This is a genomic window from Mucilaginibacter dorajii, from assembly GCF_024808255.1.
Lineage (GTDB): Bacteria > Bacteroidota > Bacteroidia > Sphingobacteriales > Sphingobacteriaceae > Mucilaginibacter > Mucilaginibacter dorajii.
Map to the genome: position 1 here is coordinate 22,362 of NZ_JANTYS010000038.1, position 21,065 is coordinate 43,426.

General features: G+C 41.0%; 20 protein-coding genes. 9 read left to right on the forward strand and 11 right to left on the reverse strand.

What is annotated here, in order from left to right; all coding sequences use genetic code 11:
• Nucleotides 1-11: 11 nt before the first annotated feature.
• Genes FHS10_RS28325 through FHS10_RS28335 form a run of 3 tightly spaced genes read right to left on the reverse strand, consistent with a single transcriptional unit; the run spans nucleotide 12 to nucleotide 2,538 of the window.
• Nucleotides 12-785 carry a class I SAM-dependent methyltransferase gene (locus FHS10_RS28325; RefSeq protein ID WP_259097519.1) on the reverse strand — a complete coding sequence of 258 codons (774 nt, stop codon included), beginning with the start codon at nucleotides 783-785 and terminating at the stop codon, nucleotides 12-14.
• On the reverse strand, nucleotides 785-1,528 hold the full coding sequence (locus tag FHS10_RS28330) for a class I SAM-dependent methyltransferase (protein WP_259097520.1): 744 nt from the start codon (nucleotides 1,526-1,528) through the stop codon (nucleotides 785-787). The genes FHS10_RS28325 and FHS10_RS28330 overlap by 1 nt, the downstream gene beginning before the upstream one ends.
• Nucleotides 1,525-2,538: a glycosyltransferase gene (locus tag FHS10_RS28335; protein ID WP_259097521.1), complete on the reverse strand. Its 1,014-nt coding sequence runs from the start codon at nucleotides 2,536-2,538 to the stop codon at nucleotides 1,525-1,527. Before FHS10_RS28335 ends, FHS10_RS28330 begins: the two co-directional genes overlap by 4 nt.
• Nucleotides 2,539-2,592: 54 nt before the next feature.
• Between FHS10_RS28335 and FHS10_RS28340 the strand changes: the two genes are divergently transcribed.
• A complete protein-coding gene (locus tag FHS10_RS28340; protein ID WP_259097522.1) occupies nucleotides 2,593-4,068 on the forward strand; it encodes a lipopolysaccharide biosynthesis protein in 1,476 nt (491 codons plus the stop codon).
• A gap of 84 nt (nucleotides 4,069-4,152) precedes the next feature.
• Here the strand turns inward: FHS10_RS28340 and FHS10_RS28345 are convergent, their stop codons facing one another.
• From FHS10_RS28345 to FHS10_RS28370, 6 genes are all read right to left on the reverse strand, one after another.
• Entirely contained in the window at nucleotides 4,153-5,133 is a 981-nt protein-coding gene (locus tag FHS10_RS28345; protein WP_259097524.1) for a PLL family lectin, read from the reverse strand.
• 176 nt (nucleotides 5,134-5,309) lie between these two features.
• Entirely contained in the window at nucleotides 5,310-6,320 is a 1,011-nt protein-coding gene (locus FHS10_RS28350) for a LamG-like jellyroll fold domain-containing protein (RefSeq protein ID WP_259097526.1), read from the reverse strand.
• Nucleotides 6,321-6,454: 134 nt separating this feature from the next.
• The gene (gene typA, locus FHS10_RS28355; RefSeq protein ID WP_259097528.1) at nucleotides 6,455-8,266 is read right to left on the reverse strand and encodes a translational GTPase TypA; all 1,812 of its coding nucleotides are present in this window, start codon (nucleotides 8,264-8,266) and stop codon (nucleotides 6,455-6,457) included.
• A gap of 93 nt (nucleotides 8,267-8,359) precedes the next feature.
• On the reverse strand, nucleotides 8,360-8,743 hold the full coding sequence (locus tag FHS10_RS28360) for a type II toxin-antitoxin system VapC family toxin (protein WP_259097530.1): 384 nt from the start codon (nucleotides 8,741-8,743) through the stop codon (nucleotides 8,360-8,362).
• Nucleotides 8,743-8,958 (reverse strand): DUF2281 domain-containing protein, encoded by a 216-nt coding sequence (locus tag FHS10_RS28365; protein ID WP_259097531.1) that lies wholly within the window; start codon nucleotides 8,956-8,958, stop codon nucleotides 8,743-8,745. The genes FHS10_RS28360 and FHS10_RS28365 overlap by 1 nt, the downstream gene beginning before the upstream one ends.
• A gap of 40 nt (nucleotides 8,959-8,998) precedes the next feature.
• The gene (locus FHS10_RS28370; protein WP_259097532.1) at nucleotides 8,999-9,787 is read right to left on the reverse strand and encodes an alpha/beta hydrolase; all 789 of its coding nucleotides are present in this window, start codon (nucleotides 9,785-9,787) and stop codon (nucleotides 8,999-9,001) included.
• A 161-nt stretch (nucleotides 9,788-9,948) separates the two neighbouring features.
• Between FHS10_RS28370 and FHS10_RS28375 the strand changes: the two genes are divergently transcribed.
• The 4 genes from FHS10_RS28375 to FHS10_RS28390 all read left to right on the forward strand — a co-directional run bounded on the left by FHS10_RS28375 (nucleotide 9,949) and on the right by FHS10_RS28390 (nucleotide 14,087).
• Nucleotides 9,949-10,656, forward strand: coding sequence for an alpha/beta fold hydrolase (locus FHS10_RS28375; protein WP_259097533.1), 708 nt, complete (start codon nucleotides 9,949-9,951; stop codon nucleotides 10,654-10,656).
• Between the two features lie 113 nt (nucleotides 10,657-10,769).
• Nucleotides 10,770-11,861, forward strand: a complete 1,092-nt coding sequence (locus FHS10_RS28380) for an ATP-grasp domain-containing protein (RefSeq protein WP_259097534.1) — start codon at nucleotides 10,770-10,772, stop codon at nucleotides 11,859-11,861.
• A 206-nt stretch (nucleotides 11,862-12,067) separates the two neighbouring features.
• Nucleotides 12,068-13,165: a carboxylate-amine ligase gene (locus tag FHS10_RS28385; protein WP_259097535.1), complete on the forward strand. Its 1,098-nt coding sequence runs from the start codon at nucleotides 12,068-12,070 to the stop codon at nucleotides 13,163-13,165.
• Nucleotides 13,166-13,262: 97 nt separating this feature from the next.
• Complete coding sequence (locus FHS10_RS28390; RefSeq protein ID WP_259097536.1) at nucleotides 13,263-14,087, forward strand: type 1 glutamine amidotransferase; 825 nt, start codon at nucleotides 13,263-13,265, stop codon at nucleotides 14,085-14,087.
• Nucleotides 14,088-14,234: 147 nt separating this feature from the next.
• Here the strand turns inward: FHS10_RS28390 and FHS10_RS28395 are convergent, their stop codons facing one another.
• Together FHS10_RS28395 and FHS10_RS28400 are read right to left on the reverse strand one after the other, a co-directional pair.
• Entirely contained in the window at nucleotides 14,235-15,578 is a 1,344-nt protein-coding gene (locus FHS10_RS28395; RefSeq protein WP_259097537.1) for an efflux RND transporter periplasmic adaptor subunit, read from the reverse strand.
• Between the two features lie 43 nt (nucleotides 15,579-15,621).
• Nucleotides 15,622-17,070, reverse strand: a complete 1,449-nt coding sequence (locus tag FHS10_RS28400; protein WP_259097538.1) for a TolC family protein — start codon at nucleotides 17,068-17,070, stop codon at nucleotides 15,622-15,624.
• 97 nt (nucleotides 17,071-17,167) lie between these two features.
• On the opposite strand from FHS10_RS28400, the gene FHS10_RS28405 reads away from it, so the two are divergent.
• The 4 genes from FHS10_RS28405 (at nucleotide 17,168) to FHS10_RS28420 (ending at nucleotide 20,926) form a co-directional block, all read left to right on the forward strand.
• On the forward strand, nucleotides 17,168-17,794 hold the full coding sequence (locus FHS10_RS28405; protein WP_259097539.1) for a polysaccharide deacetylase family protein: 627 nt from the start codon (nucleotides 17,168-17,170) through the stop codon (nucleotides 17,792-17,794).
• 68 nt (nucleotides 17,795-17,862) lie between these two features.
• Entirely contained in the window at nucleotides 17,863-18,072 is a 210-nt protein-coding gene (locus FHS10_RS28410) for a hypothetical protein (protein WP_259097540.1), read from the forward strand.
• Nucleotides 18,063-18,452 carry a type II toxin-antitoxin system VapC family toxin gene (locus tag FHS10_RS28415; RefSeq protein ID WP_259097541.1) on the forward strand — a complete coding sequence of 130 codons (390 nt, stop codon included), beginning with the start codon at nucleotides 18,063-18,065 and terminating at the stop codon, nucleotides 18,450-18,452. The genes FHS10_RS28410 and FHS10_RS28415 overlap by 10 nt, the downstream gene beginning before the upstream one ends.
• Before the next feature lie 206 nt (nucleotides 18,453-18,658).
• A complete protein-coding gene (locus FHS10_RS28420) occupies nucleotides 18,659-20,926 on the forward strand; it encodes an aconitate hydratase (protein ID WP_259097542.1) in 2,268 nt (755 codons plus the stop codon).
• Nucleotides 20,927-21,065: the final 139 nt, after the last annotated feature.

Sequence of the window (21,065 nt, forward strand, 5' to 3'; positions counted from 1 at the left end):
ATCAAAAAAAATCAGAATAACTCGGGTTGCTTTTCGGCTTTATTACACAAAACGGTATAAGCGTTTGCAAATTGTTCGCTTATCTTTTTTCCCATCACTTTGCTCAACAACTGCTTTACGCCAAACTCGGCAGCAATGCGTAAATCTTTCAAAACGCTCTTTGCCTTTTTCTGATTAACGTAGCTGTTAAATTTAGTTACCTCGGGCTCAATCATCGAAGTAAGATCGTTTTCAACCACAAAGCCTTCTGTGCTCAGCAGGTAGCGTAACGATGTTGGCGTATACACATTGATGTGCCCATAAGCCAAAAAGTGTTTTATACGGGTATCCACACCTGTTTTATAATCACGGGGCACTTCAATTACGCAGCGTTTGGCTACGCGCTTTATTTCGCGCAGCAAAATACGTTCATGCTCTACATGCTCCAATACGTGGGATAGGATGATCAGATCAAAACTATCATCCTCAAAAGGCAGTTTATAGCCATCAAATACCTGTACCGATTTTAAATTTTTGATAGACCTTGACTGGATGTATTGCACACCACTTTCAGAGATCTCAACGGCGCTATACTCGGGGGCAAAATTATGATCGGATAGTATCTTCAGGATACTGCCATCTCCCGCGCCCACTTCAAGCACCGCGTTAAAAGTTAAGCCTTTGCATACATCAATAATATGCTGTGCTTTATATTTTGCGCCAAGCATGCGCCAGGCTTCATCGTGTTTTTGATAAAATTGATCGTACGCGGTCTTATAATCGCCGCCTATAATTGAATCCTGCATTATTTAAACTCCTTCTCCAACTCCTTAACAAAAGAAGCAAATGTTTCGGGCGATTTAAGATTCAAATAAGTTTCGCGGTTGTTATCAAGGTCGGCGTAGGTTAGTTTATCCATATCCCCTTCTTCAAAAGAAAATGCCTTTTCGGGTACGCCGGGCCTGATGATGCCAACACCATGATCACTGTTGATTACGGTTATATTAAGATCTTTTCTTTCTGACCGAAGCTTTACAATAGCTTTCCAAACGTCGCCATTCCATTGGTTGATCCATTGCGGATGCGAACCCACCAATACCGCGGCTTCTTCCGAAGTGTAGGCCCTTACAGCGGCAGGCTCTGATAAAGGGTTACAATCATGAACCAGTATCACCCCGCCTTTATTTAAATACTTAAGCGAGTTTTCAATATCCTTAACCACCTGCTCATATAAATGCAGGCCGTCAATAAATATCACATCAATACCACCAATTTTTTTGATATAATCGCTTTTTTGCTCAAAAAAATCATCACTGGTAAGCTCAAAAAAGCGGTTATTGAAATTAGATAAGTTTCGGTAATATGCTTTTACCTTTTTGGTGATCTTGATTATAAAATTAGGGTCTATCGCAACTTTCCGTTCGGCTTTGATCTTAAAAAAACAAAAACCGGTTTGTACCCCAATTTCAAAATAATTAACTTTTTTCTTCTTTTTTTTGATCACATCGATACAAGCCTGTATCATGTGGTACCTCTGTAATTCACTCATTGAAATTTTTCCGCGTTTGCTTTTCCCAGCTTTCCGTTAATGCCATCATTAACTGCCGATACCAGCATTTTATATTGTTGTGTTTTTGAAGTCGACAAACTTACTATAAATAAATAGCCTAAATATAGCCCTTTATTTATTTTGAACATTAATTTATTTGAAACCGCTACTCTGGTATAAAAATACATCCTGTTTCTTACCGAGTAGTAGGTACGAAAGCTCCACTCATCAAGTAAATGAGAATGAAAAGGCTTGCTTTTGTAGCCTATTCCCTGCGATTGATCAACATCACTTATCCTGCAGGAAGGCACCAGCCATATAGCCCCGCCATTTTGAGTAATGCGATAAGTGTATTCAGAATCGTCTACATAAACAAAGAAATCCTCATTGGGTAAACCTATCACATCAACCATCGATTTGTGAAACAATAACCCGCCGTAAGGCACATAAGGCATTTGCACGTACTTTTTGAGCTCTCTTTGATCCCTGCGTTTATCGCGCAGCTTATAGTATTGATTAAGGAAGATCCGGGATATACTAAAACCCATAAAATTATCCTTTACCAGGTAATACCTGTAGGGGTCTTCGCCTTTTGCAATCCTGAGGTGAACTGCCCTATCCGGCCGGAGGCAAAACAATGCCTTTTTATTATCCTCTCCGGTTATTTCGTCCCACATGTGCAGTAAGCCCTGTAATGCGCTTTCCCCGGGTACGTTATCATCATCAAGTAGCCAGATAAAATCGGCATCTATATTTTTGTACGCATAATCAATAGCCTGTTTATAACCACCGGCCGAGCCCACATTTTCCTCGTTATTTAAAACAATGATCCTATCATCGGTCAGTTGGGCAACTTGGCTGCTTACATTATAAACCGATGCGTTATTAACAACCACAACCCGGGCTACCTGTGCTAAACCCAGCACCCGTTTCAATACCTGGTTTAAAAATTGCCCCCTATTTGCGTAGGTAACCGTTAACACACACACTTTATATTTTATATTTGCCATGTACAGTTCAAAATTATCATTTTACTTCATACAACACAGCGGTTAAATAACTGAATGGGCATAATAAAGCAACAAACCATTAAAGGTTCTATCTACTCCTACCTTGGTATATTAATTGGTTTTCTTACGGTAAGTATCATTCAACCCCACGCCCTTTCAACCGAGGGAATTGGCCTCATTACCCTGTTAGGCTCGTTATCGCTCATGTTTGCGCAGTTTTCCATATTAGGTTTTAACGGAACAGCCAGGTATTTTCCCTATTTCAGAAACGAAGAGAAGAAACATAACGGTTACTTATTTTTATCATGCGCGATTTCGGCTGTGGGCAGCTTACTGTTTATAATAATTGCGTATGTATATAAAGACGAGTTAGTTGGCCGTAATCAAAAAAGCGTCCTTTTTGAGCAGTACTATTGGTACCTGGTACCGCTTACCATCTTCACCCTGTTTTTTAACGTATTTGACTTGTACGCCCGTATGCTATATAACATGACAACCGGGCTTATACTCAGGGAATTTACTAAAAGGATCTTTGTACTCGTCACAGTGCTGCTTGTCTATTTTAAACTGGTAAGCTTCAATACCTTTATGGTACTTTGGTTTTTTGCCAACATCATACCAACAGGGCTAATCATTATCCGGCTAATTAAAGACAAACAATTTTCACTTAAACCCAACCTTCATTTTTTGGATAAGGAAATGGTGCGCAAGTTGGTAGGTATTTGTTTTTTTACCATACTGACAGGTGCATCGCCATTAATTATTCAGAATATAGATAACATTCTTATTACCAAAAAACTGGGGTTGGACCATACCGGCGTGTACTCACTGGCGTTTAACTTCGGTATAATTATTTCATTACCTTCCCGGGCATTATACAGCATTGCATATACTGTTATAGCAGAATCATGGCGAAAAAACGATTTGGCCAATATCAGATCTGTTTATGAAAAAAGCTGCGTAAACCAGCTCATCAGCGCGTTGTTTTTGTTTGTGCTGATCTGGGCAAATGTTGATAATATCTTTGCAATGCTTCCACCGGAATTTAAAGCCGGGAAATACGCCATATTCTTTGTTAGTCTTGGATTTTTTATCGACTCGGCTACGGGTATTAATTTGGTAATATTAGCCACCTCTAAATATTTTAAATACGACTCTTTATTTAACGTACTGTTGGTTGGTGTAATAGTTATCGCCAATTTAATATTGATTCCCATATATGGCATTACAGGAGCTGCCATAGCTTCAGCGCTTACTTTTTTTATTTTTAATCTTTTCAGGTATTTATTTATTCTGATAAAATTCAAAATGCAGCCTTTCAAAATTCAAAGCCTGCTGGCTATTATAAGTGGTGTAATAGTTTATTATTTTTCGGTGTGGATAATCCCGCATATCGATAATTTTATTATGGATACCATAGTGCGAAGCGCATTCATCACCCTTATTTATATCCCGGCAGTTTACTTTTTAAAGCTATCTGACGATATCAACATCATCATAGACAACCTTATCGGTAAGTTAAAAAGATAGAAAGGCGATTAAGTTGAAGTCATAAAAAAAGCAGGGAGTCATTTAAACTTCCCTGCTTTTTTTATGGCTTAAATACAAGCAAGCTTATTGAGGCATGTTAAACCATGAAGTCCATCCGCCGGCTGAAGTCCAGTAAATTTGCTGCAATGTGCCATTTGATAAAGCAAATATATTGATGGCATCTACCGAACGAGCATCGGCCGCAGGTGCTGTAGTAATGCTACCACCAAGATCTATCCATGCCGACCAGTTGCCGCTAAGCGTCCAGTATATTTGCATTAGCTGACCTGATGCGCCTTTTGCGTAAACATTGATATCATTTTGTGTGCGGGTTACAGCAGTAGGTGCCGAAGTAATGCTTCCGCCCAGGTCTGTCCATGCCGACCAGGTACCGCTTGTGTAATAAATTTGCGCAAGTGTATTAGTTGCGCTTTTTGCATAAACATTAATAGTTGTAGCACTCCTTGAGATTGCCGCAGGTGCCGATGTAATATTGCCACCATGGTCAATCCATGACCCCCAGCCACTACCAGAAGTCCAGGTAAGCTCTATCAGGTTATTATTGGTCCCCTTGGCAAAAACCGACAGATCGTTGGTTGTTTTTGATGCAGCAGTAGGTGCAGAAGTAATTGTACCACCAAGATCAATCCACTGCGACCAGCCCTGTCCATCTACCCAATAAATTTGCATTAAATGGCCATTTGATCCCTGCGCATAAACATTTATAACATTTGAGCTTCTTGAAGTTGCTGCCGGTGCAGATACAATGCTGCCACCAAGGTCTTCCCAGGCTGTCCATCCGGCGGCACTGGTCCAGCTTTTGTGCAACAAGGTATTGGTTGTGCTTCTGCCAAATAAATCAATAGTGTTGGTTCCTTTTTTACTTGCAGTACCTACTTCTACCGCTGTTAATGTAGTCAGAGAATTGGTTTTCAGATTTGCTGCCGACAAGTTTTTTAGGGTAGGGTCAAGATTCTTGTCGTTGTTTTTTTGACATGAGGCAAAGCTGCCAACCATCAGCATGCCAACTACAGCATGTGTAACGTTTTTCTTTAAGGTTTTCATTTTTTATATAGGTTTTTATATATTGCATATATACATATATTATATTTAATATATGTTATTTTTACATTAAAATAAATACCAGCCTATATAACATATAAAAAAATACATAAAAAAGCCTCCTGAGACAATCTCAGAGGCTTTTTTATGTATACCAAGGATTTAATTTATAATTTTAACTAATAGGATAACTTATAAAGTTTTGTTATTTCATGCGAAGGTATAATGTGATTATATATCCTGATATCATCCATTTTTCCTTTAATATAATATGCCGGCGTTAAGCCAGAGGGATCTATATAGCTATTTTTACCTATGAAAAGATTAACAGCGGTGTTTGGATTTGGGGTAGGTATACCACCTGTTGCATGATCAAATACACCATTAATGTAAAAGCTTATCTGTTGTTGGGCCAGGTTATAGGTAATAGTAACCATTGTCCATTTACCTAAGCCAATAACCGTATTACCAAAGGCGTGAGGATCATCGCCGCCTGATACGTTATAAAAAGCATTGCCGATACCGGTATTTGTTGTGCCTAAACCGGTAACAGAACAATTCCAACCATTTTGATACGGACCATTACCTTTCGCCAATAAAGCGCTTCCGGATGAGCTGTTATATCCATCAAGGTTCATCCACATATTTAGCGTAAAATCTGTATTATTTAAACGCAATACCTGCTTATCCTGCACTACAATATAGCTGCTTGTACCGTTGAAGCCATAGGCCGAGTTAGGCTTTCCAAACCTATCGGCAGCGCTTGTTAAATCGGTACCTATACCATTGTAACCATGCCCCGTGGCATCAATCGCGCTGTTATTAAATGGATAATAAGCGATTAAACCTATGCTCAAACTATCTTTAACAGTAACCGCGCAGCTAACCGACTTGGTTTTATCGGCATTACTCACCGAAACTACAGAGGTACCCGGATTTTTCGCGGTGATCTGGCCTCTATTGGTAACAGCAATAACCGAAGTATCTGATGAACCCCAAATAAACTTTGTAGTATCAAATGATGCCGGTTTTACTTGTATATCCAGGCTTACAACATTACCTGTATACAGGGTAAGGGTGTCTCTTAACGAAATTGATTGAAGGGTATCAGGTGAAGGATCGGCTATTTTATTGCAGGAGCAATACACCAATGCTGCTAACGCCACAAAAAGCGAGTAGTATTTATTCATAATAAGGTTTAGTAAATATTAAATCAATTAAGTTAATTTCTTGTTATAAATATCATTATAATTTGCCAAAATCACAACAATAAAAAAGCCCTCCGAGATACTCGGAGGGCTTCATATTTTAATTTACCAGACTATTATTGGCTTGTAAATTTTTTAGCGTTGATTCGGCGTTCGTTTTCGTTAAGGAAAATTTTACGTAAACGGATACTTTGTGGTGTTACCTCAATGTACTCATCTGCCTGGATATACTCCATTGATTCTTCTAACGAGAATTTGATAGCAGGTGCAATCCTAACGTTGGTATCGCTACCTGATGCACGCATGTTGGTTAACTGCTTGCCCTTGGTTAAGTTGATAACCAAATCATTATCGCGGATGTGCTCGCCTAATACCTGTCCTTCGTAAACATCAACTCCCGGATCAATGTGGAACCTGCCACGATCCTGTAATTTATCAATCGCGAAAGCCGTGGTTTTACCAGTATCCATAGATACCAATACACCATTTAAACGACCAGGGATAGTACCTTTCCAAGGCTCGTATGCTTTAAAGCGGTGAGCCATGATAGCCTCGCCACCTGTAGCGGTTAATACGTTGTTACGCAAGCCTATGATACCACGTGCAGGGATATCAAATTCTAAGTGTTGCAAGTCGCCTTTTGGCTCCATGATCAACAGATCGCCTTTACGTTGTGTAACCAGCTCAATTACTTTACCTGCAACATCACCCGGTACGTCAACAATAAGGGTTTCAACCGGCTCACATTTAACACCGTCAATTTCTTTAACGATAACCTGTGGCTGACCAACCTGCAATTCATAACCTTCACGACGCATGGTTTCAATCAATACCGATAAATGGAGAATACCACGACCATACACCAGGTATGAATCAGGCGATTCGGTTTCAACAACCTTAAGCGCCAGGTTTTTTTCCATCTCTTTGTATAAACGATCACGTAAGTGACGTGAGGTAACAAATTTACCTTCTTTACCAAAGAAAGGAGAAGTATTGATAGTGAACAACATGTTCATTGTTGGCTCGTCAATTTTGATAACCGCCAATTGTTCTGGTTTTTCAAAATCGGCAATAGTATCGCCAATATCAAAACCTTCAATACCAACTACAGCACAGATATCGCCCGAGCTAACTTCAGTAGCACGTACTTTACCTAAACCTTCAAAAGTATACAATTCTTTGATCCTTGATTTTTGGATAGTGCCATCGCGTTTTACCAAAGATACCGGTTGGTTTTCTTTAATAGTACCGCGGGCAACACGACCGATAGCGATACGACCTACAAATGAAGAATAATCTAAAGAGGTGATCTGCATTTGTAAAGTACCTTCGGCTATAGGTGCAGGAGGGATGTTAGCTAATATAGCATCCATTAACGGGAAAATATCCTCGGTAGGTTTTTGCCAGTCGGTGCTCATCCAGCCTTGTTTTGATGAACCGTAGATAACCGGGAAATCCAGCTGGTCTTCAGTTGCTTCAAGGTTGAAGAATAATTCGAAGATCTGTTCGTAAACTTCTTCCGGGCGACAGTTTTCCTTATCTACCTTGTTTACAACCACAATTGGTTTTAAGCCTAAAGCCAAAGCCTTTTGGGTTACAAAGCGGGTTTGAGGCATGGCGCCTTCAAATGCATCGCAAAGTAATAATACACCATCTGCCATTTTCAACACACGCTCAACCTCGCCACCAAAATCGGCGTGACCAGGAGTATCAATAATGTTGATCTTAACGTCTTTATACATTACCGAAACGTTTTTTGATACGATGGTTATACCTCGCTCACGTTCCAGGTCATTGTTATCCAATATTAATTCACCAGTTTCCTGACCATCACGAAAGATGGCGCAACTGTGTAAAATTTTGTCAACCAAAGTAGTCTTACCGTGGTCAACGTGAGCGATAATCGCTATGTTTCTTATTTTTTGCATGAAAATGCGCCTCTAAATTTTGCGCAAAGGTACGTTTAATATATGAGAACTTAAAGCTTTGTCAAGTTATACGCAAAGATTTATGCAATTAGATTACCAAAGGGTATGTACGGTATAAGCCTTAAAGTGCTGATCAGCCGAAATAATGGTCAAATTTTCGGTGATAGCTTGTGAAATGATGAGACGATCAAATGGGTCGCCATGATGATGAGGCAAGCTAATGATCTTATTAAGATGAGATTGATTAATATCCAAAATATCAAACCGACTTGCTCTTAAATAATCATGCAAATTTTCATAGCCTATTTCAATTTGCAGTTTATTTAAGGCCACTTTAATTGCCATCTCCCACATTGACGCGATACTAACGTAGCATCGATTATTAGGGTCGTCTATTAACTGTTTAGCTTGTTTTGATAATCTATCATCTGACGCCTGAAACCAAAGAATTGCCTGCGTATCTATAAGCAATTGCATTACATATAGTCTTTAAAAGACTCCAACGACTCATCAAAATCGTCAGACATCCAGATTTTATCCTTTAAAGATCCATATCCTCTAACTGAAGTTTTATTGTCAACCAATTTAAGTTCAGATTCTTCTTTTAACCATACATCAATCTCCTTCTCAATTTTATTTTGTTGAGCGAGCGATAATTTCTCCAGCTTCTTTTTAAGTGCTACGCTAATCATACCCTTAAATTTTACATTAGCTAATTTACAAAAACAAATCCTATCTCCCAAACGCCCAACATAAAAACTTACCCATCACCTTGCCCCAGGTTTCTGTATTGTGGCTACCACCAACTACCTCTACATATTGAATGTCTGCTGGGCGGGTGTACCCTTTGGCCTCTAATTCTTTGATCAGGTCAATGGTATCATCAATGGCATCTATAATGCCATTTTTATTACGGTCGCTGGTTTCATCTTTAGTACCGGTTTGCAGCCAGAATTTCAGATCGGGTTTACCGCGGGTTTCTCTTACTACAGCATGGGCTATTCTATCATTATCGGTGTAGCCCCTGGCCAGATCTTTACTTCTCCACCAAAACGAACCCGAGAATACCCCCACCTTATTAAACACATCGGCATTGTTCCAGGCGATATCAAAAGCAGATAATCCGCCTAATGAAAAACCAGCGTAAGCTGTAGTTTCAAATTCAGTAATACCTATTTCCTGCTTAATATATGGTAACAGTTCTGTTGTAATAAATTGTGTGTAGACATCGGCCTTCGCACCGCGTTTTTTAAAATCGGGCTTACCTGCAACACCGTATTCCTGCAGGCGGTCTTCACCGGCATTTATAGCAACTACCAATATTGGTTTTATGCGGTTATGATTGTATAACTGTTCAAGTGTTTGTGTCAAAGCAAGGTTTTCCAGCTCTTGACCATCGTTCAGCAGAAGCAAGTTTAGCGGCTCAGCAAGCGTATCTTCATCCGGCATTAAAAAGGTGCACGTCACCTCCCTTTCAAGCAAGGCAGAATTTATAGTTATATTTTTTTCGATTATCGTCATCTCAGTTTCAGCCCAGCCCAAATACATCTTTTGTTAAATTTTAAGGGCACAAAAGTACGCTATGTTTTCTATTTATTAAGCTTATGTATTAATTTATCAGTTAGTTGTCTTTTTCACACAAACCACTTAACTTACAACTTTGAAAACATAAACCATTCATTTTGACAGAAAAATATCATCGTTGGTACTCGCCAAATTTGAACGTTCACCTCGAAATGTTGGTATTTGGCGATAGGGGGTTTCCCCTTATCCTTTTCCCTACAACCAAGGGGCGATACCACCAAAACAAAGATTTTGGGCTGATAGACAGCGTGAAATGGTTTATTGATGAAGGCCTTGTAAAAATATACTGCCCCGATACACTTGACCACCGCACCTGGTACGATAAAGGGATCTCCCCGGCCGACCGCGCCCGTAACTATAGCTGGTACGATAAGATGCTGTTAAACGAGCTTGCGCCCTGGGCCATACATGAAACCGGCGTAGGGAAAGTTGCCGTAGCGGGCTGTAGTTTCGGCGGCTACCATGCGGCCAACTTCGCCCTTAAACATCCCGAAAAAGTGGCCCACCTGTTTACCATGGGTGGCGCATTTGATATTAAAATGTTTACGGATGGCTTTTACAACGATGATATATTTTACAACAACCCGGTGGACTACCTGCCGGGAGACAATAAGAGCGAATTATGGCAAATGAATATCATCCTGGGTACCTCTGAACATGATATTTGTAAGGATTATAATATCCAGCTATCAAACATTTTAGCACAAAAAAATATTAATCACTGGTTGGATATCCGCCCGAATGCCAATCACGACTGGCCTATCTGGAAAGAAATGTTCCCGCATTATTTATCAACCATAAAATAGAATCAAGAATTAAGAGTCAGGAATCAAGACAGAAAAAATATCTACACCCAATATAAAAACAACTGGAGCCCGGCACTGCGAACCCCGCAACTGGCACCTCAAACAAAACTACTATGAAAAAAATAGGCATCTTATTTGGACAGGAGAATTCATTTCCGCAGGCATTTGTGGATAGGATAAATCAAAAGGCCGAAAAAAATATAACTGCCGAGTTTGTACGTATTGACAAAGTAATGCAGGCCGAACCTTTGGACTACGCGGTAATTGTTGACAGGATCTCGCAGGATGTCCCGTTCTATCGTGCGGCATTAAAAAACGCGGCTATCTGTGGTACCGCCGTAATTAACAACCCCTTTTGGTGGAGCGCCGATGAAAAGTTTTTTAATAACGCTTTGGCTGTTAAACTTGGGGTACCGGTGCCCAAAACCGTGATCCTACCGTCGAAAGAACTGCCCGATGACACTACCGATCGCTCCTTCCGTAACCTGGCCTACCCATTGGATTGGGATGGTATCTTTAATTATGTGGGCTTCCCGGCCTATATGAAACCCTTTGATGGCGGGGGCTGGAAAGAAGTATATCAGCTACACAACAAGGGAGATTTTTTTGATAAATACGATAAAACCAAGCAATATGTAATGATGCTACAGGAAGAAGTTATTTTTGACGACTATTTCCGCTGTTATTGCATTGGCGGCAAGCATGTACGCATTATGCAGTACGAGCCGCGCAACCCGCATCACCTGCGTTATGAACATGGCAAGGCACCGGCGTCAAAAAAGATCTTAGATAAAGTTAAAGAATACGTAATTAAACTTAACCAATACCTGGGTTATGATTTCAATACCGTTGAGTTTGCCATCCGCGATGGCATCCCCTATGCTATTGATTTTTGCAACCCGGCCCCCGATGCCGAAGTAACCAGCGTTGGCCAGGAAAACTTTGAATGGGTAGTTGAAACCGCTGCCGATTACGCCATCGAACGCGCCAAAAAACAGAAAGATGGTTTAGATAACCTTACCTGGGGCGAATATGTAAAAACATCGGCAGCAAAAACACCGTTGGTGAACGCAAAAGCTAAACCTGCAAAGGCAGATGTATCCGTTGGCGTTGTTGATCATGCTATTGAGACCGAGGGGAAAGTGAAGAGAGAGAAGGTGGTAAAGGCGAAGAAAGTTGAAGAACCGAAAAAAGCCAAAAAATAAACAAATGTCATTTCGAACGAGGTACGAGGAGAAATCTTATGCGACGTGCTAAGACAGCTTTGTATGTTGCAGAAATGGCGTACAAGATTTCTCCTCACGCCTGCGCTCATAACCAGCCCTGGCTCGTTCGAAATGACAATTGTTATTAATGCACATAGAAATATTCGAGATGGGAACTGAATGTACTTAATATAACCTAACCAATTATGAACGAGTTTACCTTAGGTGTTGAAGAAGAATTTATGGTGATTGACCCTGTAACCAGGGAACTAAAATCGCATGAGCAAAAAATTGTGGATAGCGCCCAAAAGATCCATGAAGACCAGGTGAAGGCCGAAATGCACCAGGCCGTGGTTGAGGTAGGCACCCATATTTGCAAAAATACCGGCGAAGCGCGTAAGGAAGTAAGCAAGCTCCGAACAACAGTTGCCATGTTGGCCGGCGATATCGGCCTCCGCATAGGCGCTGCGGGAACGCACCCGTTTTCGCATTGGCAGCATCAATTGATTACCGATCATCCAAGGTATTTTGAAATTGTGGATGAGATGCAGGAGGCTGCCCGCTCTAACCTCATATTTGGCTTGCATGTTCACGTAGGCATTCAATCGCGTGATATGGCTATTCATATAGCCAACCAGGTACGTTATTTTTTGCCACACGTTTACGCTTTATCTACCAATTCGCCTTTTTGGGAAGGGCGCAATACCGGGTTTAAATCGTTCCGTACCAAGGTGTTTGATAAGTTTCCGCGCACCGGTATCCCCGATTATTTCAGCAGTATTGAGGAGTACGATAATTATATAAAACTGCTGGTAAAAACCAACTGTATAGATAATGCCAAGAAGATCTGGTGGGATATCAGGGTACACCCCTTCTTTGAAACCATCGAGTTCCGCATTTGCGACTGCCCGATGCTGGTTGATGAAACCATTGCCTTTGCAGCTCTATTCCAGGCGCTGTGCGCCAAGCTATACAAGCTAAGGCTGCAGAACATGAATTTCATCACCTACTCCCGTGCCCTGATCAATGAAAACAAATGGCGTGCTGCCCGCTATGGCATTGACGGCAAAATGATTGATTTTGGTAAAGAGATGGAAGTAAACACGAGATCATTGGTGTTGGAGCTTTTGGATTTCGTTGATGACGTGGTTGATAACCTTGGATCCCGTGATGACCTGCAATACGTACACAAAATATTAGAAACCGGTACCGGTGCCGACAGACAGCTGGCCGTTTACCAGCAAAATAATAACTTTGCAGATGTGGTTGATTACATTACATCACAAACGTTGAAGGGGCTATAAGCCCCACCCAAACCCTCCCCGGTAGGGAGGGCTTTATAAAACTAAAAAAACAGAAGTCTCCCCTACCGGGGGAGATTTAGAGGGGGCCAATGGGTTTATGAAACCGGAAATAAAAGTAGCCATACTTGATTTGTACAATGGGATAGCAAACGAGGGTATGCGTGGTTTCCAGGAGATTTTAAACAGGTATAAAACACATCACAATTTAAATATTACCTATAAAATTTTTGATGTACGCCGGGGCGGTGAAGTCCCCGGCCTCGATTTTGACATTTACTTATCAAGCGGCGGGCCCGGTAGTCCGCTGGATGAGGGTACAGAGTGGGAAAAGAAATATTTCAGATTGACAGATAGACTGGAAGACCATAACTTATCAAACACTACCGATAAAAAGCACGCGTTTTTTGTATGCCATTCTTTTCAGTTGATGTGCCGCAAATACGAGTTGGGCGATATCAATACCCGCCGGTCGGCATCCTTTGGCGTTTTGCCGGTTAATAAAACAGAGGCTGGCTTTACGGAGTCGTTATTTGAGGGCCTTGCCGAACCTTTTTACGCCGTTGATTCGCGCAGCTGGCAAGTGATCAACCCAAATGAAAAACGCTTTAAGGAATTGAATATGCAGTTGGTAGCTATCGAAAAGGAGCGACCGCATATTGACCTCCCCCGGGCCTTGATGGCTATCCGTTTTAACGATTACTTTTTCTCAACCCAGTTTCACCCCGAAGCCGACGCCAATGGCATGCGTAACCTGCTGCTTAAAGAAGAAAAGAAAGATGAAGTAATAAGTGAGCACGGCGATGTTAAATACAAAGAAATGCTCACGCGCCTTGCCGATCCGGATATGATAACCCTTACCCAGGCAACCTTGATCCCTAACTTTTTGGATCAGGCTGTGATGAGTTTGCAGGGCGTACAGTGAAGAGAAGGAAGACTTACGAAGTTTTAAAAACTTCGTAAGTCTGGGTCTGCAATTTGCCAGGGGCATTAGAAACAACAAAGCCGCAACCTTTAACAGACTGCGGCTTTGTCATTATAAAATATCTTCTATTTAGTTACCCTTATTTATTTAGTTACCCTTATTATTATCGGTATTAAACAATTTCGATTTATCAACTTTTTCAACCACCATTCCATCAGCTAATGTTTTTGAGATAGCTGCATAAGGTGCCGATACCACTTCGTCTCCACTTTTCAGTCCGCTTAATACCTGGATGTAGCTATCGTTCTGGATGCCCGTAGTAACCTGTACTTGCTTCAGTTTGTTGCCATTTAGCACAAATACATATTCTTTTGTGGGTTGGCTAATTGCCGGCTTGCTTTTATCGTCATCCTTTTTTGGCGGGCCGTTCTGATCTTTTTTCTCTTCGCGGGTAGTTACAGATTGAATAGGTACCGATAATGATTTCACCTGGTTAGTGCTGATATCAACCGTAGCGGTCAATCCCGGGCGGAACGGTGAAGGATTATCGGCCGATTTTTTAAGTAAGGCCATGTATGATTCAGCATTGATCCTTACTTTAACGGTAAAGTTAGTAACCTGGTCGGCAGTGGTACCTACAACATTGGCCGAGCTTCCGATTTCAGAAACCACACCTGTAAATTTCTTGCCTAAAAACGCGTCGACCTCAATGTTTGATGAATCGCCCAAAGCTATACGGTTAATATCGTTTTCGTTTACATCAACGTTAACATCCAATTTGCTCAGGTCAGATATGGTCATGATCTCGGTACCTGCAAACTGCTGGGTTCCTAAAACACGTTCGCCTAACTCTATCGATAGTTTAGACACCACACCATCAACAGGCGAATAAATGGTAGTTTTAGCCAGGTTATCCTGCGCTTCCTTTACCGAAGCCTGTGTTTGTACCAAACCGTATTGCGAACCGATAACATTTTGTTTGGCGGCTTCTAACGATGCTTTGGCACCTTCATAAGCGGCCCTTGCGTTTTCATATTCAGATACCGTAAGTACCTTACTTTTGTAAAGCGCTTCGCTACGTTTAAAAATACCAGCCTGGTTATCAAAAGTAGCCTGGGCTTGCCTCAACAGCTGACCAGAATTGCCTACGCTTGCTTTTTGGGTATTATACGATGCAACAGCACGGTCATAGCCAGATTTTAAAATATCGGGCCTGATCTTACAAAGCAACTGGCCTTTTTTTACCACATCACCTTCTTTAATTGGTAGTTCAACAACCTCGCCAGATACCTCGGGGCTAATTTTAACCTCAATATGTGGTTTTATTTTGCCGCTGGCAGATACGGTTTCGTTAATTACGCGTACATCAGCCTTTTCAGTAGCAACCTGTGTAAGCGGCGGTTTGCCAATCAAACCCGTTGCTTTGGCAATGATCAGCAGAACGATCAATGCGCCAAGACCTATCAGAATATATTTAGTAGTTTTTCCCATGATTATGAGTTTGTATATTTTACGGTTTTAGATTGTTTTATGCTTAAAGTGTTATAGGGTTGCCCAGGTAATAATCAATCACTTTGGCCCTGAATATAACCATATATTGTGCTTCGATCATATCAAACTGCGATTTGTTCAAGTTGGTTAACGAGGTATTATAATCCAAAGAGTTAACCAGTCCTACCGTATAGCGCTGTTGTATAATATTAAAGGCGTCCTTGTTAGCCAGGTAGGTTTGCGTTGATGACAGGTATGATTTCTCGGCCGATTTTACATCCAACACCGCCTGGTAAATAATTTTGCTTAGGTTATTGCGGGCCAGCTGCGAGGTCACCTTGGCATTTTCATACTGTATTTTAGCCTTGCGTACAGATGTACGGGCGCTGAACCTGCCGAATATCGGGATCTGTAAACTCACCCCTACAGATTGGTTAAAGTTGTCGCTTAACTGATTAAAAAATGGATACTTATTAAATACAGCGCTGTATACCGGCGTTGTTACTGGTTGGCTGGTATTACCATTTACGTAACCTATAGTTTGACTCCCCCCGGTTGCGACAGCGCCGCCGGATAATTCACGTGCATCTGAATAGTTTGAACCTAACTGGCCAAATAGCACCAGGCTTGGGTAATAATTACCCTGCGCTACTTTAATACCTTGCTGGGTAGCTTTTTCGCGTTGCTCGGCCAATAACACGTCCGGGTTAACAGCTACCGCTGTTTTAAGCACATCTTCGGCATTGTACAAAGTGTTGATATCGGTTAACTTGCTGATATCCGGTTTTTCTACCGCTATGTTGGTAGCCGGACTCATTTCCATATACTGCTTTAAAGTCAATAAAGACAACTCATATGAATTTTCGGCATTGGTATAATTCAAATCGGCAGTTGAAACAGATGCTTTAGCTTGCGACAGATCGGCCAGGGTTTGATTACCTACATCAAAGTTCTTTTGCGCCCTATCCAATGTTATTTTCGAGATATCTATTTGCTGCTGTGCCGCTTTCACCAAATCCTGGTTGGTTAATACCTGCAGGTAAGTGGTAACCACGTTTAATATCAGGTCGTTTTTAACTTTAGCCGTAGCAGTTTTATCAGCATCGAGCAATAACCTGTTTTGAATAATAGTGTTGCGCAACTGCCCGCCCTGAAACAATGTGATCTGGGTTTGGATAGTTCCGTTCAAGGCAAAAATACGCTGATTAATGAACTGATTGGTTGAAGGGTCGATATTACGGCCAAAGTTGAATGACGCCTGCGGTCCGGCGGTAAGGTTTGGCAATATATTGTATTTTGATTGCTTTAAGCTTTCATCATCCAAAGCCTCCGTAAACTGCGATTGTTTGATAGTTAGGTTGCGGTCAAGCGCCAGATCAACAGCCTTTTGTAATGATATTACCTCCTGCGCATGAGCATTAAAGGTAACCGCCGAAAACAGGATGCTGCAAATAACAGTTGCTTTAAATGATAGTATTAATTTTAGTTTCATAAGGTTTTTCTATACAATGGTAAGCAACTGATGATTACATTGCGACGTTGTTTTCTATCTGTCGGAAAATTTAATAACATTTATCTTTAGTTTGAATATGTACCTGGTTAAAACTCCCTGGCTGCTTAAAAAGCTTTATCCCGAGCTGATTTGGAATGTAAATCAAACTAACCGTTGCATTTATCTCACTTTTGACGATGGACCCATACCTATTGTTACACCATTTGTTTTAAATATTTTAAAACAGTACAATGCTAAAGCCACCTTCTTTTGCATCGGCGACAATGTAGGCAAACATCCTGATATATTCCGGCAGGTGGTAGATGCCGGGCATGCTATAGGCAACCACACTTATAATCACCTTAAAGGTTGGAAAACAGAAAATAAAACCTACCTGGATAATTTTTTGCTGGCTGATAAAATTTTAGACACAGAATTGTTCAGACCTCCTTACGGGCGAATCAAAAAACAGCAGGTAAAAGACCTAAAATCTGCGAGGCCAGATATCAAAATCATTATGTGGAATGTGCTTAGCGGCGATTTTGATATCAACCTAAAACCAGAAGATTGCCTAAAGAACGTTATGAAATATACCGAAGCAGGTTCAATGGTGGTGTTTCATGATAGTTTGAAGGCTTTTGACAGGCTGGAATATGTTTTGCCACGGGCGATGGAGACTTGGAGTAAGGAGGGATACTCTTTTAATTCGCTAAATGCTCGATAAAGTCAGCATTAATAAATGAGCTTTATTAGGGAAATTATTTTTCTTAACTTTACGTAAATACATTTAAAATGAGAACAGTAACGCTCGATATCCTTAAAGATGAAGCTTATGACTTGTTGAAAGATCTTGAGATGCTAAAAGTAATCCGTATACAAAATGATACCGGTGAAAAACAAGTAGCTAAAAATTTATCTGCAAAATATAACGGGGCAATGTCTAAACAATCTGCCGAAGAAATAGATAGGCAATTTAATGAGCTTCGTGACGAATGGAACTAAAATATCTTTGGGATACGAACACTGTTATTTATTATCTCCAAAAACAGTTCCCGGAAACCAACGAAATATTAATGAATGATATCATTAATAACTATCAACCAGCAATATCTGCCATTACCGAGATTGAACTTTTATGTTGGAAAACAGCAAACGAAAATGATCTCGACGTTTTAAAAAGCTTCATTTCTGATAGTATTGTATTTGAATTAGAAAACGAAGTAAAAGTACAAACGATTGAAATACGTAGGTTATTCAATCTTAAACTACCTGATGCCATAATTGCCGCCACGGCTATTACTTCAAAATTGATATTGATAAGCAATGATAGAGATGGTTTTACCAAAATACCATCCTTAAAGCTGATTAACCCTTTCAAGTGATAATGGTAAGCTTGGTTAGCTTCACCAATTTGAAGAAGTGCCCGCCCCACAATCACCTACCCACTTATTTAGAACATATCCAAATAAGAATTGACGAAACCTTGATTATTAAATAGATGTTATATTTTGTAAATTCGCCGCACTAAGTTTCTGACAATTAATTTAGTGTCAATTTCTTTTACTTTTCACCTAAAAATCAAATACAAATGGCTTTTGATTTAGATATGATCAAAAAGGTTTACGACCGCTACAGCACCCGTGTGGATGCTGCCCGTAAAGCGACTGGTAAACACCTTACTTTAACTGAGAAAATTTTATACGCCCACCTTTCTGAAGGTGATGCCCAAACTGCATTTGGCCGTGGTGTTGACTATGTTGATTTTGCACCAGACCGCGTGGCCATGCAGGACGCAACAGCGCAAATGGCTTTATTACAGTTTATGCAAGCTGGCCGGCCGCAGGTTGCAGTTCCTTCTACAGTACATTGCGATCACTTGATACAAGCAAAAGTTGGCGCCGTTGCCGATTTAAATACAGCTATTGACATTAACCGCGAGGTTTATGACTTCCTGGCTTCCGTATCTGATAAATATGGTATTGGTTTCTGGAAAGCCGGTGCAGGTATCATCCACCAGGTTGTTTTAGAAAACTACGCCTTCCCGGGCGGTATGATGATCGGTACCGATTCACATACGCCGAACGCCGGTGGTTTAGGTATGATTGCTATTGGTGTTGGCGGTGCTGATGCCTGCGACGTTATGGCTGGCTTACCTTGGGAACTAAAATTCCCAAAACTGATAGGTGTTAAGTTAACCGGTAAATTATCTGGCTGGTCATCTGCAAAAGACGTTATTTTAAAAGTGGCTGGTATCCTTACCGTAAAAGGTGGTACCGGTGCTATTGTTGAATATTTTGGCGAAGGCGCGCGTTCATTATCTGCAACAGGTAAAGGAACCATCTGTAACATGGGTGCCGAAATTGGTGCTACCACTTCTGTATTTGGTTACGACGAAAAAATCGCTACCTATTTAACAGGAACCAAACGCGGCGACATTGCCGAATTGGCTAACGCTATTGCCGAACACTTAACCGGCGACGAAGAGGTTTACGCTAATCCTGAGCAATACTTTGACCAGGTTATCGAGATCAACCTATCTGAATTAGAGCCGCACATTAATGGCCCTTTCACACCCGATTTGGCCTGGCCTATCTCTAAATTTGCTACCGCTGTTAAAGAAAACAACTGGCCTGCAAAATTAGAAGTTGGCTTAATTGGTTCATGTACCAACTCATCATACGAGGATATTACCCGTTCTGCTTCTATAGCAAAACAGGCTATCGACAAACACCTTACTACCAAGGCTGAGTTTACCATTACACCAGGATCTGAACTGGTACGCTATACGGTTGACCGTGATGGCTACCTGGATACCTTTGCTCAAATGGGTGGTGTGGTATTGGCTAACGCTTGCGGACCATGTATTGGTCAGTGGGCACGTCATACAGACGATCCTACCCGTAAAAACTCTATCATCACATCGTTTAACCGCAACTTTGCAAAACGCCAGGATGGTAACCCAAATACACACGCGTTTGTAGCATCGCCAGAAATTGTAACTGCTTTAGCTATTGCAGGTGATTTAACTTTTAACCCATTAACTGATACATTAACCAACTTAAATGGCGAACAGGTAAAACTTGACGAACCATTGGGTATTGAAATGCCGGTTAAAGGTTATGCTGTTGAAGATGCCGGTTACCAGGCCCCTGCCGAAGATGGCAGCCAGGTACAGGTATTGGTTGATCCAAAATCGTCACGTTTGCAATTACTGGAGCCATTTACCGCGTGGGAAGGCACCGATATTAAAGGTTTGAAATTGCTGATCAAAGCAAAAGGCAAGTGTACTACCGATCATATTTCAATGGCTGGTCCATGGTTAAAGTTCCGTGGCCACTTAGATAACATATCAAACAATATGTTGATTGGTGCCATCAACTATTTTAACAACACTGCCGATAGCGTTAAAAATGAACTGACCGGCGAATACGGACCAGTACCGGCTACACAACGTGATTACAAAGCTAACGGCATTGGATCAATAGTAGTAGGCGACGAAAACTATGGCGAAGGTTCATCACGTGAGCACGCTGCTATGGAGCCACGTCACTTAGGCGTACGTGCCATATTGGTAAAATCATTTGCCCGTATCCACGAAACCAACCTTAAAAAACAAGGCATGTTGGGTATCACTTTTGCCGATAACAACGATTACGATAAAATCCAGGAAGATGATATCATCGACATCACCGGCTTGACAGAATTTGCCCCAGGCAAACAGTTAACTGTTGTATTAAACCACAAAGATGGCTCGGTTGAATCATTCCCGGTTAACCATACTTATAACGCTCAGCAAATTGAGTGGTTTAAAGCAGGTGGTGCATTAAACATCATTCGCAAACAAATGACCTCTTAATTTCGGAAGTCGGATTTTCGATTTCGGATTTAGCTATTATTTTTGAAAGAGGCTGTATCATAAATCATGATCAGCCTCTTTTTTATTACTAATGTTTTATTGCTGTAAATTCAAATATCTATTTATTGTTTAATTTGTT